General features: G+C 74.6%; 13 protein-coding genes. 4 read left to right on the top strand and 9 right to left on the bottom strand.

Annotated features, from left to right (window positions below):
- Nucleotide 1: 1 nt before the first annotated feature.
- The 3 genes from ACN260_RS03920 to glpK form a co-directional block, all read right to left on the bottom strand.
- Nucleotides 2-1,669 carry a right-handed parallel beta-helix repeat-containing protein gene (locus ACN260_RS03920; protein WP_422754740.1) on the bottom strand — a complete coding sequence of 556 codons (1,668 nt, stop codon included), beginning with the start codon at nucleotides 1,667-1,669 and terminating at the stop codon, nucleotides 2-4.
- Between the two features lie 98 nt (nucleotides 1,670-1,767).
- On the bottom strand, nucleotides 1,768-3,618 hold the full coding sequence (locus tag ACN260_RS03925; protein WP_422754741.1) for a hypothetical protein: 1,851 nt from the start codon (nucleotides 3,616-3,618) through the stop codon (nucleotides 1,768-1,770).
- Between the two features lie 72 nt (nucleotides 3,619-3,690).
- Nucleotides 3,691-5,175 carry a glycerol kinase GlpK gene (gene glpK / locus ACN260_RS03930; RefSeq protein ID WP_422754742.1) on the bottom strand — a complete coding sequence of 495 codons (1,485 nt, stop codon included), beginning with the start codon at nucleotides 5,173-5,175 and terminating at the stop codon, nucleotides 3,691-3,693.
- A gap of 63 nt (nucleotides 5,176-5,238) precedes the next feature.
- Here glpK and ACN260_RS03935 point away from each other — a divergent pair, with 63 nt between their 5' ends.
- Nucleotides 5,239-6,177, top strand: coding sequence for a ribose-phosphate diphosphokinase (locus tag ACN260_RS03935; RefSeq protein ID WP_422754743.1), 939 nt, complete (start codon nucleotides 5,239-5,241; stop codon nucleotides 6,175-6,177).
- Nucleotides 6,178-6,207: 30 nt separating this feature from the next.
- Here ACN260_RS03935 and ACN260_RS03940 read toward each other — a convergent pair whose 3' ends face one another.
- Nucleotides 6,208-6,642 carry an ATP-binding protein gene (locus ACN260_RS03940; protein ID WP_422754744.1) on the bottom strand — a complete coding sequence of 145 codons (435 nt, stop codon included), beginning with the start codon at nucleotides 6,640-6,642 and terminating at the stop codon, nucleotides 6,208-6,210.
- Nucleotides 6,643-6,762: 120 nt separating this feature from the next.
- On the opposite strand from ACN260_RS03940, the gene macS reads away from it, so the two are divergent.
- Nucleotides 6,763-7,893 (top strand): MacS family sensor histidine kinase, encoded by a 1,131-nt coding sequence (gene macS / locus ACN260_RS03945; RefSeq protein WP_422754745.1) that lies wholly within the window; start codon nucleotides 6,763-6,765, stop codon nucleotides 7,891-7,893.
- The gene (locus tag ACN260_RS03950) at nucleotides 7,890-8,552 is read left to right on the top strand and encodes a response regulator (protein ID WP_422754746.1); all 663 of its coding nucleotides are present in this window, start codon (nucleotides 7,890-7,892) and stop codon (nucleotides 8,550-8,552) included. The genes macS and ACN260_RS03950 overlap by 4 nt, the downstream gene beginning before the upstream one ends.
- Before the next feature lie 45 nt (nucleotides 8,553-8,597).
- On the opposite strand, the gene ACN260_RS03955 is transcribed toward ACN260_RS03950, so the two are convergent.
- The 3 genes from ACN260_RS03955 to ACN260_RS03965 all read right to left on the bottom strand — a co-directional run bounded on the left by ACN260_RS03955 (nucleotide 8,598) and on the right by ACN260_RS03965 (nucleotide 10,166).
- A complete protein-coding gene (locus ACN260_RS03955) occupies nucleotides 8,598-9,170 on the bottom strand; it encodes a DUF5709 domain-containing protein (protein ID WP_357929788.1) in 573 nt (190 codons plus the stop codon).
- Nucleotides 9,171-9,243: 73 nt separating this feature from the next.
- Complete coding sequence (locus ACN260_RS03960) at nucleotides 9,244-9,963, bottom strand: ATP-binding protein (RefSeq protein ID WP_422754747.1); 720 nt, start codon at nucleotides 9,961-9,963, stop codon at nucleotides 9,244-9,246.
- A 56-nt stretch (nucleotides 9,964-10,019) separates the two neighbouring features.
- Nucleotides 10,020-10,166, bottom strand: coding sequence for a hypothetical protein (locus ACN260_RS03965; RefSeq protein ID WP_422754748.1), 147 nt, complete (start codon nucleotides 10,164-10,166; stop codon nucleotides 10,020-10,022).
- 254 nt (nucleotides 10,167-10,420) lie between these two features.
- Between ACN260_RS03965 and ACN260_RS03970 the strand changes: the two genes are divergently transcribed.
- Nucleotides 10,421-11,731 carry a glycosyltransferase gene (locus ACN260_RS03970; protein WP_422754749.1) on the top strand — a complete coding sequence of 437 codons (1,311 nt, stop codon included), beginning with the start codon at nucleotides 10,421-10,423 and terminating at the stop codon, nucleotides 11,729-11,731.
- Between the two features lie 31 nt (nucleotides 11,732-11,762).
- On the opposite strand, the gene ACN260_RS03975 is transcribed toward ACN260_RS03970, so the two are convergent.
- Nucleotides 11,763-12,617 carry a hypothetical protein gene (locus ACN260_RS03975; RefSeq protein ID WP_422756608.1) on the bottom strand — a complete coding sequence of 285 codons (855 nt, stop codon included), beginning with the start codon at nucleotides 12,615-12,617 and terminating at the stop codon, nucleotides 11,763-11,765.
- 59 nt (nucleotides 12,618-12,676) lie between these two features.
- A complete protein-coding gene (gene hisN / locus ACN260_RS03980; protein ID WP_422754750.1) occupies nucleotides 12,677-13,495 on the bottom strand; it encodes a histidinol-phosphatase in 819 nt (272 codons plus the stop codon).
- Nucleotides 13,496-13,680: the final 185 nt, after the last annotated feature.

The following is a 13,680-nucleotide window of genomic DNA, read 5'->3' on the forward strand; positions in this document are numbered from 1 at the left end:
CTCACCGGGTGGCGGCGAGCAGGTCGTCCAGGACGAGGGTACGCAGGTCGTCCCGGCTCGGCATCCGGCCCAGCGCGCGCAGCCGCCCGGACTGCGCCTTGCGCATCCCCTCCAGCAGCTTGCGGGCCTCCCGGGCGTTGCCGAAGTTCTGGTCCCGTTCGATCTGGCCGAACCATTCGAGCAGCCCGTCGGCCAACCCGTCGGCGAGCAGGTACTCGTCGTTGCGGGCGATCCGGCCGACGATGTCGACCAACTGGACCGGGCTGTAGTTCTCGAACTCCAGCGTCTTGGCGAACCGGGACGCCAGGCCCGAGTTGGCGTCCAGGAAGGCGGCCATCTCGGTGGTGTAACCGGCGACGATCACCGCGACCTGGTCGCGGTGGTCCTCCATCAGCTTGACCAGGGTGTCGATCGCCTCCTGGCCGAAGTCGCCGCCGGCGCCCCCGGCCCGGGACAGGGTGTACGCCTCGTCGATGAACAGCACCCCGCCCAGCGCCTCGGTGAACACCGACGAGGTCTTCTCGGCGGTGTGCCCGATGTACTGGCCGACCAGGTCCCGCCGGGAAACCTCCCGGAACTGGCCGTTGGGCAGCACCCCGAGGGCCTTGAGCAACTGCCCGTAGATCCGGGCCACCGTCGTCTTGCCGGTGCCCGGTGCGCCCGTGAAGATGAGGTGGTGGCTGACCGCGCCCACCGCCAGCCCGGCGTTGCGCCGCCACTCGTTGACCTGGATCTCGTCGATCAGCGAGCGCACCTCGGCCTTCACCCCGGCCAGCCCGATCATCGAGTCGAGTTCGGCGAGGAGTTCCTCGACCTTCTGCTCGTCCTGACCGACGGTGCCGCCGCCCGCGCTCACCCCGGCCATCGGCCGCCCGCCCGCCTCCGCCGCCCGGAACACGGTGCCGGCGCCCTCCGCGATCCGGACGCCCGGGGCGGCGGTCTGCTCCGTACGGCAGCCCTCGACCGTTCCGCCGCAGCCCCGGTCGACGTCGATGCCGACGCCCCGGGTGTCGTGCACCCAGCAGTCCACGATGGTGGGGCTGCTCTGCAACGCGACCACGATGCCGGCGTCGCCGGTGCCGGAGATGTCGCAGCGTTCGATGGTGGGGCGGGCCGCCTGGTAGACGTACACACCCCGGAAGCCGGCGGCGGCGACTGTGCAGTTGCGGATGGTCGGGTCGGCCCCGAGCCGCACGATGATCCCGTCGTCGGTGACGTCGCGGATCTCGCACCGCTCGACCGCGCCGCCCGCGTCCGAGACGACCAACCCGTGCTGGCCGCCGGTGACGGTGACCTCGACGGCCTCGATCCGGGCCCCGTCGCGTACCGACACGGCTGCGGCGAACCCGGCGCTGGCCTGGCACTTCTCCATGCGCAGCCGACCGCCGACCGCCTCCACCGCCGGATAGTCGCCGCCCTGCACGACCAGCCCCTGCAACAGCACCTCGCCGCCGGTGCAGGCCACCGTCGGCCGTCCGGCGGCCCGACCGTCCACGATGACCGAGCCCGGCTCGCCGGCGGCCACCAGCCGGACCCGCCGGCCGTCGAGGCGCAGCGACTCGGGGTAGACGCCGGGGGCGATCGAGACGACCGTGTCGTCCGGTGCGATCTCCAACGCGTCCGTGATGGTCGGACAGGCCCCGGCTCGGTCAGGGGAGACAGTCAGCATGCGCACATGGCCCCGCTCGGTCGTGGAAGGACGGACCGGTTCGTCGTCGACGTCCGGTCGAAGGGTACCGGTCGCGCAGGGGTGGCCTCGCCCCCGTGTCAGATGGTGAAGGTGGCCTCCCGCACCGAGGCGGCCACCTTGCGCACCTCGTCCGCGCGGTCCAGCGGCGCGGTCATCCGCAGCACCAGTTGCCTGTCGATCGCGTCCTCCGGCACGCTGCGCCAGTAGGAGAGGTAGACCAGCCCGTAACGCGACGCGCCGTCCACCCGGGCGGTCTCCGCCCAGGTGGTGAAATCGCCGCTGCGGATCCACTGCAACCCCCATGCCTCCTCCTGCCGGCGCAGCGCGGTGCGGCGCTCGTCGGTGCAGAGCCGGGGGCACTGCCGGACGATCAGGTCGCCACCGATGATCGACCCGTCGGTGGCCGGGACGCCGCACCGGTAGTGCGCCGAGCCGCTGGTGCGGCCGGCCTCGGTGCAGCTCCAACCGGTGGGCACCCGGAAACTGAAGTCGACCCCGGCCAGGCCGGTGATCTCCCGGGTGGGCTCGGTGCCGGCGAAGGTGGGCGCACCGGCGGGCCAGCCGCCGCCGACCGGTGGCTCCACCCCCGGCCGGCGCGGCGGCGTGCCCGGCAGCCCCAGGTCGACGCTCGGGGTCGCGGAGGCCGACGCGGTGACGGTGGCCGGCCCGTCGGCCGACCGGCCGGCGACGAGGTAGCCGCCCGCCGCCCCGAGGGCCGCCGCGAGCAGGGCCACCAGCACCGACCACAGTACGGCCCGACCCCGCCCGCGCGCCGGACCCGCGACCGGCGGGAACGGTGCCGGCGGGTACGGCGCGAGGGTCGTCGGCGGGTACGGCGGTCCCGCCCGCTGCGGCACCACCGGCGCGGGCTGCGCCTGCTGCGGCCCGGCCTGCTGCCGGGCTGCCTGCTGCTGGCTGACCTGGTACAGGGCTGTCTGCTGCGGGCCGGAATGCTGCGGGCCGGAATGCTGCGGGCCGGAATGCTGCGGGGTCGCCCGGTGTGGGCTGACCTGCGGCAGGGTGGCCTGCGGAACAGTGGCCCGGTGCGGGGCCGCCGGGTGGGGCAAGGTGGTCGTGCCGGGCGGGTCGGTCGTGCCCGGCGGGGTGGTCGTGCGGGGTGCGGCAGCCGGCGGCACCGTGCTGCCCGTGGCCGGCGCGACAGCCCCGGTCGCCGCTCCGTGACCGATCGCCGCTCCGTGACCGGTCGACGCAACAGGCCCGGTCGCCGGTCCGTGGCCCGCCGACGCTCCGGGGCCCGCCGACGAACCGGGGCCCGCCGACGAACCGTGGCCCGGGGACGCACCGCCGCCCGGCGAGGAACCGTGGCCCGGCGAGGAGGCGGACCCGGTGGATGCGGCGGCGCCGGCCGACGGGGCGGGCACCGGCGGCGATGGGATCCGCCCCGGCCGGGCCGTGCCTGCCGGCCCGGCGGTTCGCTGTCCGTCCGGTGCCGGTGCTGGTGCCCCGCCGGCCCCGGCGTCGGCCGGTGCTGCGGCGACCGGTGTCGCGGGGGCTGGTGCCCCGGAGGCCGGTGTTGCGGCGGCCGGTGTTCCAGCGGCCGGCCGGTGCGCCGGGTCGGACCCGCCGGACGGCCCGACGCCGGGGCCACCGGTGGGCGGCTCCCCGGCCGGGACGAGGCGCTGCCCCAGCGCGAGAAAGACGTGCGCGGCCCCGGCACCCTGCTCGGCGGCGCAGGCCACCCAGGGCACCGGGCCGGTGTGGTTGGCCCCGGTGATCGGCAGGCCGTCGGACCGGGCCAGCGTGTTGGCCGCCGCGGCGAACGCCTCCCGCCAGCCGCCCTCGGCGGCGGCCGGCGCGAGCACGGCCACGGTGAACGGCCGCTCGGCGGCGTCCCGTGCGGCCCAGACCTCGCCCAGCTCACACGAGCTGAGCCTGCGGTGCAGCGCGTACGGACCGACTGTCTGCATGTGGCATCCCCCCGACCGATCGTATCGGTCCGGCCCGACGTGGACCGGTCGACGGACGGGCCGCCACCGGAGTCAGTCGACCCAGTCGAGTGTGCGCGCGACCGCCTTGCGCCACCGGCCCAGTTCCCGCTCCCGGTGCGCCGGGTCCATCCGGGACTCCCACTGCGCGTCGGAGCGCCACTGGGCGCGCAGGGTGGCCAGGTCGGGCCAGAAGCCGACCGCCAGGCCGGCAGCGTACGCCGCGCCGAGGCAGGTGGTCTCGGTGATCCGGGAGCGGACCACCGGCACCGCCAGCACGTCGGCGAGGAACTGCATCAGCAGCCCGTTGGCGGTCATTCCACCGTCGACGCGTAGCCGGCGCAGCGCCACGTCGGAGTCGGCGTTCATCGCGTCGACCACCTCGCGGGTCTGCCAGGCCGACGCCTCCAGCGCCGCCCGCGCCAGGTGCCCCTTGGTGATGTAGCCGGTCAGCCCGGCGATCACCCCCCGGGCGTCGCTACGCCAGTGCGGCGCGAACAGCCCGGAGAAGGCGGGCACCACGTAACAGCCCCCGTTGTCGTCCACGGTGGCGGCCAGCTCCTCGACCTCGGCTGCCGAGGAGATCAGTCCGAGGTTGTCCCGCAGCCACTGCACCAGCGAACCGGTCACCGCGATCGCCCCCTCCAGGGCGTACGCGGCCGGCTGGCCGTCGATCCGGTAGGCCACCGTGGTCAGCAGGCCGTGGCGGGACGGCACCGGGCTGGCCCCGGTGTTGAGCAGCAGGAAACTGCCGGTGCCGTAGGTGCACTTGGCCTCGCCCGGCTGGAAACAGGTCTGCCCGAACAGGGCGGCCTGCTGGTCGCCGAGCGCACTGGCCACCGGTACCCCGTCGAGCACCCCGTGGGCCGTTCCGTAGACCTCTGCCGAGCTGCGGATCTGCGGCAGCATCGCGGCCGGGACGCGCAGCGCGTCGAGCAGCTCCGGGTCCCAGTCGAGGGTCTCCAGGCCCATCAGCATGGTCCGGCTGGCGTTGGTGACGTCGGTGACGTGCCGTCCGGTCAGCTTCCAGATCAGCCAGCTGTCCATCGTGCCGAACAGCACCTCGCCCCGTTCGGCGCGTTCCCGCAGCCCGTCGACGTTGTCCAGCAGCCAGCGCAGCTTCGGGCCGGCGAAGTAGGTGGCCAGGGTGAGCCCGGTGCGGGCGCGCAGCTTCTCCTCGCCGTACGAGTCGGCCAGCTCGCGCAGCAGCGGGCCGGTACGGGTGTCCTGCCAGACCACGGCGTTGGCGACCGGCCGGCCGGTCGCCCGGTCCCAGACCACGGTGGTCTCCCGCTGGTTGGTGATGCCGACGGCGGCCAACCCGTCCGGGCCGGTGCCGGCGTCGGCCAGCGCGTCGCGGACCACCCGTTCGACGTTGGCCCAGATCTCCTCGGCGTCGTGCTCGACCCAACCGGGCCGGGGGAAGATCTGCCGGTGCTCGCGTTGCGCGACGGCGACGATCCCACCGGCCCGGTCGAAGACGATGCACCGCGACGAGGTGGTGCCCTGGTCGATGGCGGCGACGTACTCTCCGGTCATTTCGGCACCGTACCGGCCGGGCGCGCTCCGGAGAACCGCGGCGGCTCCGTACGATCTCCAGACGTGCGTGACATCGCCGTGTTCAGTGGAACCGCCCACCCCGAACTCGCCGCCGAGATCTGTTCCCACCTGGGGGTGCCGCTGCACCCGGTGCGGGTGTCCCGGTTCGCCAACGACTGCCTGGAGGTGCAGTTGCAGGCGAACTGCCGGGAGCGGGACGTGTTCCTGATCCAGCCGCTGGTGCCGCCGGTGCAGGAGAACCTGGTCGAGCTGCTGCTCATGATCGACGCCGCCCGGGGTGCGTCGGCCGGCCGGATCACCGTGGTGCTGCCGCACTACGCGTACGCCCGGTCGGACAAGAAGGACGCGCCACGCATCTCCATCGGCGGCCGGCTGGTGGCCGACCTGCTCACCTCGGCCGGCGCGCACCGGGTGCTGGCGATGACCCTGCACTCACCGCAGGTGCACGGCTTCTTCAGTGTCCCGGTCGACCACCTGCACGCGCTGCGGGAACTGGCCGCCCACTTCCGGGGACGCGACCTGGGCGACACGGTGGTGGTCTCGCCGGACCTGGGCAACGCCAAGGAGGCGGCGGCGTTCGCCCGGATGCTCGGCACCCCGGTCGCGGCCGGGGCGAAGCAGCGGTTCAGCGACGACCGGGTCACCATCAGCACGGTGATCGGTGAGGTGGCCGACCGGGACGTGATCGTGCTGGACGACGAGATCGCCAAGGGCAGCACGGTGGTCGAGCTGATCGGCCACCTGCACCAGCGCAACGTCCGGTCGATCCGGCTGGCCTGCACCCACGGCCTGTTCTCCGACGGCGCGCTGACCCGGCTGGCCGCCGTCGAGGGGGTACGCGAGATCGTCTGCACCAACACCGTGCCGATCCCCGCGGACAAGCGGGTGCCGGAGCTGACGGTGCTCTCGGTGGCTCCGGCACTGGCCGAGGCGATGCGCCGCATCCACAACGGCGAGTCGGTCAGCGCCCTGTTCGGGTGACCGTCACCGGTAGGCCGGGTGGGCCGGCAGTCAGCCGAAGAGGGCGCTGATCCGCACGGTGGTGCCGGCCGCGCCGCTCTCGACCTCCATCGCGTCGCTGAGCTCCCGGGCCAGCCAGAGCCCCCAGCCGCCGGCGGTGTCCGGGGCGGGCCGGCTGCGGTCGTCGAGCCGCTGCTCGCTGATGCCGCTGCCGTGGTCGGAGACCTCGCAGACCAGCTCGCCGGTGCGTCGCCAGAGCCGCAACCAGCCCCGTCCGCCACCGTGCCGCACGGCGTTGGTGATCAACTCGTTGACCGCCAGCACGAAGTCGTCGAGCCGCTGCCCGGCCAGGCCGGCCGCGTGCGCGCAGGAGTTGACCGAGTGTCTCAGCTCGGTCACCTGTGCCTGGTCGAACGCCTCGGCGATGAGAAGGGAAGGTTCGATGGGCACCACCGTACGCGGTGTGGGAAGCTCTGCGTTCGTCATGGGCCCTGTCCCGACAGCGATCTCGGAGTTTTTCACGCTATTTCTACCGTACGCCAGGGTTCCCGGGCCCGCACCGACCGGCCCGGCCGGCTGACCTGGGACTGTGGCATCGTGGCGGCCATGCCGTCGTCCCCGCCGGGAGGTTTCGCCGACCCGCTGTGGCGTTCCGTCGCGGTCTTCCGGTTCGCCTCCCTGGCGTACGTCGGCCTGCTGGTCCTGCGCGACGCCGGCCGGTACGCCCACCCGGTCGCCGCGGGCGGCGTACTGCTGGTGATGCTGGCCTGGTCCGGGGTGACGGCGGTCGGGTACGCCCGCCCGGCCAACCGGCGCTGGCCGCTGCTCCTGGCCGACCTCGGCGTGGTCCTGGCGATCCTGGCGGTCACGCCGTGGGTGGTGGGACGCCCGGCGCTGGCCGCCGGGGTGCCCGCCCTCGCCGTGGCGTGGCTGGCCGGGCCGGTGCTGGCCTGGGCGGTCTCCGGTGGGCGGCGGCGCGGCACGGTGGCCGCGCTGCTGGTCGGCGGCACGGATCTGATCACCCGGGGCCGGATCGGCCCGTCCTCGCTGACCGGGGCGATCCTGCTGTTGCTCGCCGGGGCGGTGGTGGGGCACGTGGCCCGGCTGGCGGTGAGCACCGAGGAGCGGTTGCAGCGCGCGGTGGAGCTGGAGGCGGCGACCCGGGAACGGGAACGGCTGGCCCGGGACATCCACGACTCGGTGCTCCAGGTGCTGTCCCTGGTCCAGCGGCGCGGCGCACACCTCGACGGGGAGGCCGGCGAGTTGGCCCGGCTCGCCGGTCAGCAGGAGGTGGCGCTACGCGCGTTGATCTCCGGGGCCCCGCCGACGTCCCCCGCCGACCCGGGCGGCGAGGTCGACCTGCGGTCCCTGCTGTCCGGGTACGCCTCGGCGACGGTGCAGGTCTCCGCGCCGGCGACGCCGGTGCCGCTGCCCGCGTCGGTGGCCCGGGAGGTGGCCGCCGCGACGGCGGCGGCCCTGGACAACGTGCGGCGGCACGCCGACGGGCGGGGCTGGGTGCTCGTCGAGGACGAGGGCGACACGGTGACCGTGTCGGTGCGCGACGCCGGGCCGGGCATTCCGGAGGGTCGGCTGGTCGAGGCGGCCCGGCAGGGCCGACTGGGCGTGGCGCAGGCCATCCGGGGACGGATGACCGACCTCGGCGGCGAGGTGCGGATCATCTCGACGCCGGGGGAGGGCACCGAGATCGAACTGATGGTGCCGAGGAGGAGCCGATGACCGGGGTACGGGTGATGGTGGTCGACGACCACCCGATGTGGCGGGAGGGGGTGGCCCGGGACCTCACCGAGGCCGGGCACCTGGTGGTGGCGACCAGCGGGGAGGGCCGCCAGGCGGTCCGGGTGGCCGCCGCCGCCCGACCCGACGTGGTGGTGCTCGACCTGCAACTGCCGGACATCTCCGGGGTGGAGGTGATCCAGGGACTGCGGGCCGCGTTGCCCCGGGTCCGGGTGCTGATGCTGTCGGCCAGCGGCGAGCAGCAGGGGGTGCTGGACGCGGTGAAGGCCGGGGCCACCGGCTACCTGCTGAAGTCGGCGGCCCCGGCGGAGTTCCTGGACGCGGTGCGCCGCACGGCCGCCGGTGAGCCGGTGTTCACCCCGGGCCTGGCCGGGCTGGTGCTGGGCGAGTACCGGCGGCTGGCCGCGGACCCGCCTGCCGGTGGGTCCGGCGACGACGGCGCGGCACCCCGGCTCACCGAACGGGAGACCGAGGTGCTGCGGCTGGTGGCGAAGGGGCTGTCCTACAAGCAGATCGCCGGGCGGCTCGGGCTGTCGCACCGTACCGTGCAGAACCACGTGCAGAACACGCTCGGCAAGCTCCAGCTGCACAACCGGGTGGAGCTGACCCGCTACGCGATCGAACGCGGCCTGGACGACTGAGGACCCCGTCTGGACGACCGGGCACACGGCCCGGACGACCGGGGGTCAGTGCGCCTCGGGCGGCCGGGTCTCGTGGATGGCGAGTTCCTCGGCGCTCGCGCCGCCGCCGGCCGCGCCCGCGTCGTAGGCGATGCTGTCGGTCTCCTGGTCGGTGCGGGCCCCCTCGTCCGGCTCGACGAGCCGACCCACCTGCGCGTCGGCGACCGTGCCGAGCTGACCGTGGTCGTAGAGCGAGACCGGGGAGTTCGGGTCCGAGGTGGGGCCCGGGTCGAGCACGTCGGCGTCGAGCTGGGCCTGCGCGGCGGCCTCCTCGTTCTCCGCCTCGGCGGCGATGTCCGGGTCGACCGGCCCGGCCAGCGGGTCGTCGGCCCGCCGCTCGTACTGCTCGCGGTCGAGCTTGTACTCCAGCGACTCGCCGTCGAGCTGCTCGTCGGCGGTGGTGCCGAAGTGGTCGACGGCCACCGGGGTACGGTCGCCGGGCAGCTGGGCCGGGTCGGGGCCGTCGGCCTCCCGGCCGGTCAGCACGTCGTCGTGGGCGGTCGAGTCGTCGTCGGCGGTGTCGGGCAGGCCGAGCGCCTCGGGGTCGGACACGGGGGTCGGGAACTCGTCGTCGCGCATGGCTGAGCACTACCCACTGGCACGGCCCGGGTAACCGGGTCCCGCTCCCTGGATCGGGACGAAAGGGCAGCAATCAGTCGTGGTGCCAGTGTGACTCGTCCTCGGTGTGCAGCACGCACCAGATCACCTTGCCGTCCGGGAGCGGGGTGCTGCCCCAGCGCCGGGCCACCGTGTCGATCAACAGCAGCCCCCGGCCACCGGCCGAGGTCAGCGGGGCCGGGCCCCCGTAGCGGGGCTGCCGCCGGGAATGGTCCCGCACCGCCAGGTGCACCGTGTCGCCCTGCGCGGCCAACCGCAGCGTCATCGGGGTCGACGCGTGCGCCACCACGTTGTTGACCATCTCGGTGACCGCGATGCAGGCCGGCTCGGCCAGCTCCGGCACACCCCACCGGGCGCAGCGGTCGGTCACCAGTTCCCGCGCCCGCCGGGCCGCCCCGACCGCCGGCGTCAGCTCCTCGGTCAGCACCGCCGCCATCGGCGTACGGGCCAGGGCCGCCGTCGCCCCGGCCACGGTCGGGTGGACCTCCAGTTCCGTCGCGTCCCCGTCGGCGACCGTCCCGCTCGGGTCGACCACCAGCAGGTCGGCGGCGGGCCAGTCACGTACCACCCGGCGTACCCCGGCCAGCAGTTGCCCGGCGGTCGCCCCGTCGGCGCGCAGCCCGGCCAGGTCGACCACGATCGGACCGGGCCGGTCGACGAGCCGGACGAGCAGCGCGTCGCGTACCCGGTCGACGTCGGCCGGCTCCAGCGTCCCGGCGAGCCGGACCAGCGCGGAGGAGTCGTCGGCCGTCACCTGGCATCCCGCCCGGGGGTGCCGGACGGTTCCCGGGGTCGGCAGGTCGGCGCGGCTCATCGCGGTCGTGTCCGGTCGGTGCGGTCGGGTCGGGTCGTCTCCCCGGCGAGGCCGGGCCGGGTGGGGCGCGGCCTCGGGGCGGCGTCGCACCCGCCGGTGACGCCGGCGACCACCACGGCGGTGACGGCGGGGGTACGGGTCATCGGCATTTCCGCTCGGTACCCCCGGACGGACCCGGTCATGCCGCCGCGCGGCCACTGATCAGCGGTACCGCTCCGGTCAGCCGCGGCTCACCCCGGGCCAGGCCGGCACCGGCCCCGGTCGGTGTGGGGTGCCCCACAGTCGGCCCACCGACCCGCTGACCGCTTCCGATCTGCGAGGTTTCGGCTCGTGGGGCCCCGGTTAATGGGACGCTCTGACCGGAGACCATCCCTCGCAGATCGCATGGAGGTGCACCATGCGCGTCGGCCTCGTCTGCGCGCACGCCGGGTCGTCCCGGCACGCGGAAGGACCACCCGTCGGCACCCACGAGCACGTCGCTCGGGTCGCCGGCGAGCTGGCCGGGCGCGGCCACGACGTGCGGGTGTACGAGCGCCACGACGACCCGTCCCTGCCGGCGAGCGTCGAGATCGACGGATACCGGGTGGAACGGGTGCCCGTCGGCCCGGCCCGGCCCACCGTCACCGGCGACCTGGTCCCGTACGTGCCGGAGTTCGGTCGCTGGTTGGCCGACCGGTGGGCGGGGGAGTGGACGCCGGAGGTGGTGCACGGGCACTACTGGATCGGCGGCCTGGCCGCCGCGCACGCGGTCCGGGAGACGGACATCCCGGTGGTGCAGACCTTCCACTCGCTCGGCGTCGAGCAGCGCCGCCACCTCGGCCGCGAGTACGACGGCCCCGGCGAGCGCATCCCGCTGGAGCGCGCGCTCACCCGGGCGGTGGACGTCGCCGTCGCCCAGTGCACCGACGAGGTCGACGAGCTGACCCGGATGGGGCTGCAACGCTCCTCGGTGGCGATGGTGCCGACCGGGGTGGACGTCGAACGGTTCCACCCCGACGGGGAGGCCGCCCCCCGCGACCAGCGGGCCCGCATCCTGTCCGTCGGCGGGCTGTCCCCGGGCCACGGCCAGGACGACCTGATCCGGGCGATGCGGCTGGTCGGCGACGCGGAGCTGGTGATCGCCGGTGGGCCGCCGGCCGACCAGCTGGCCACCCACGCCGAGGCCCGGCGGCTGCGCGAGCTGGCTGAGCGGGCCGGCGTCGCCGACCAGGTCACCCTGGTCGGCGCGGTGCCGCACGACCAGCTCGCCACCTGGTACCGCTCGGCCGACGTGGTCGCCTGCACCCCGCACTACTCCGCCGCCGGCCGGGTGTCGCTGGAGGCGATGGCCTGCGGGGTGCCGGTGGTCGGCTACGCCGTGGGCGGCATCGCCGACGCGGTGGTCGACGAGGTCACCGGCCGGCTGGTGCCCCCCGGCGACGTCCGTACGCTGGGCATGACGCTGCGCCGGCTGCTCGCCGACAACGCGGGCCGGTTCGCCTACGGGCACGCCGCGGTGGACCGGGTGCGGTGCAGCTACACCTGGGAACGGACGGCCGGCGCGCTGGAGCGGCTCTACGAGCGGGTGGTGGGCCGGCGTACCCCGGTCGAGGTGCCCGACACGGTGCCGGTCGACGTCGAGGCCGACCCGGACGCCACCGTGGCGGTGCAGGTCGAGACGCCGGTCACGGGGACGACCTCCACGACCACCGGCCCGGTCGGCGTCTGACCGCGCCCGACGCCCGCGCCGGCCGGTCCGGTCAGGCGCGGGGGGCGGCGCCCACCATGGCGCGTTCCGGGGTGCGGGTCACCGCGTGGTGGTGCTGCGGTGCGGCATACCGGGTGAGCCCGATGACCGAGGCGAGAGTGATCAGGAAGCCGACGGCGGCCAGCCACTCCCGGCCCGGCCAGATCTTGTCGTTGAGCAGCAGCAGACCGACGATGGCGGCGGGCACCGCCCCGGCGGCGTCCATCGCGGCGACGGCCGCCGTCGTGGAGCCCCGCTGCATCGCCAGGCCGAGCAGCAGTTGACCCACCAGCGAATGGGCGATCAGCAGGTAGAGCAGCGGGTCGCGGACGAACGCCTCGGCCGACGGGGCGGAGGCCAGCGGCCGGGCGGCCACCGCGGCGGCGGAGAACGCCAGCCCGGCCAGGGAGCCGAGCGCCACCGAGCCGGGCGCCCCGTGCAGGCGTACCGCGAAGAAACCGAGCAGTCCGATCCCGCCGAGCGCCAGCGCCAGGGCGACCAGGCCGGCGGTGCCGAGCCCCTTGGAGGGGGCCGGCTGGGCGGAGAGCACCAGCGCGGTGATCCCGGCGAAGAGCAGCACCAGCAGCGCCACCTCGGCGGCGGGCAGCCGCCACTTGAGCACCACCACCCCCAGCAGGGCGGTCACCCCCAGCCCCGCCGCCACGCTCGCCTGCACCAGGAACAACGGCAGGTCGCGGCGGGCCAGGAAGGCCAGTACGAAGCCGGTCACCTGGCAGAGCAGCCCGATCAGGTACGTCCGGTGCCCGGCCAGCCGCAGCAGCAGCCCCGGGTCGAAGGTGTGGTGCACGGTCGTCCGGGCGGCGGCCACCGACTGGAGCATGTTGGCGAAGCCGTACGCGACGATCATCGCCGCGAGGAAGCACCAACCGGAGGACACCACCAGGCGAGAATAGAGGGCCGTCGCGTTCAGCGCGCGGTTGGCCGACCCAGCCGGGACAGCACGTCGGTGTGCAGCGGCCCGTTGGTGGCGATCGCGCTGATCTCGCCGGATGCCGTCCCACCAGGGGCGGGAGTGCCTTCCAGGGTGGTCATGGTGCCCCCGGCGGCGATCACGATCGGCACCAGCGCGGCGACGTCCCACAGCGACAGTTCCGGCTCCACCATCACGTCCAGTGCCCCCTCGGCCAGCAGCATGTAGCCGTAGAAGTCGCCGTAGGCGCGGCTGCGCCAGGTGTCGCGCATCAACTGGAGCACCGCGTCCAGCCGGCCGGCCGCCTCCCACCCGGTCAGCGACGAGTAGCAGACGCTGGCGTCGGCGAGGTCGCGTACCCCGGAGACCCGGATCGGCTCGCCGGAGGCGGCGTCGCGCCCCGCGTACGCCCCCATGCCGTCGGCGCCCCACCAGCGCCGGCCGAGCGCCGGGGCGGACACCAGCCCGACCACCGGCCGGTCCCCCTCCAACAGGGCGATCAGGGTGGCCCACACCGGCACGCCCCGGACGAAGTTCTTGGTGCCGTCGATCGGGTCGATCACCCACCGCCGGTCGTGCGGGCCGGTGGCCGGCTGCTCGCCGTACTCCTCGCCGAGCAGTCCGTCGTCCGGCCGGTGGGTGGCCAGCAGCGTGCGGATCTCCCGTTCGACCGAGGTGTCCGCGTCGGAGACGGGAGTCAGGTCCGGCTTCGCCGTCACCCGCAGGTCGAGCGCCCGGAACCGGGCCATCGAGATGGCGTCGGCGGCATCCGCCAGCCGGTGAGCAAGTTCGATATCCCCCGCATACCCCGTCACCCCGAAACCCTAACCCCCACCCACCCCCACCCCCACCCCACCCACCCGACCCACCCGCTTCCCGCGCACGCGATCAAGAGGTTTGCGTCATGGCAGAGCCCGAGATTGACGTAAACCTCTTGATCATTTGACGCAAACCTCTTGATCACCGGGCGGCGGGGCGGGGCGGTGAGACCGGGGCTGGG

Source organism: Micromonospora sp. WMMD708, from assembly GCF_049315245.1.
GTDB classification, from domain to species: Bacteria; Actinomycetota; Actinomycetes; order Mycobacteriales; family Micromonosporaceae; genus Micromonospora; species Micromonospora wenchangensis.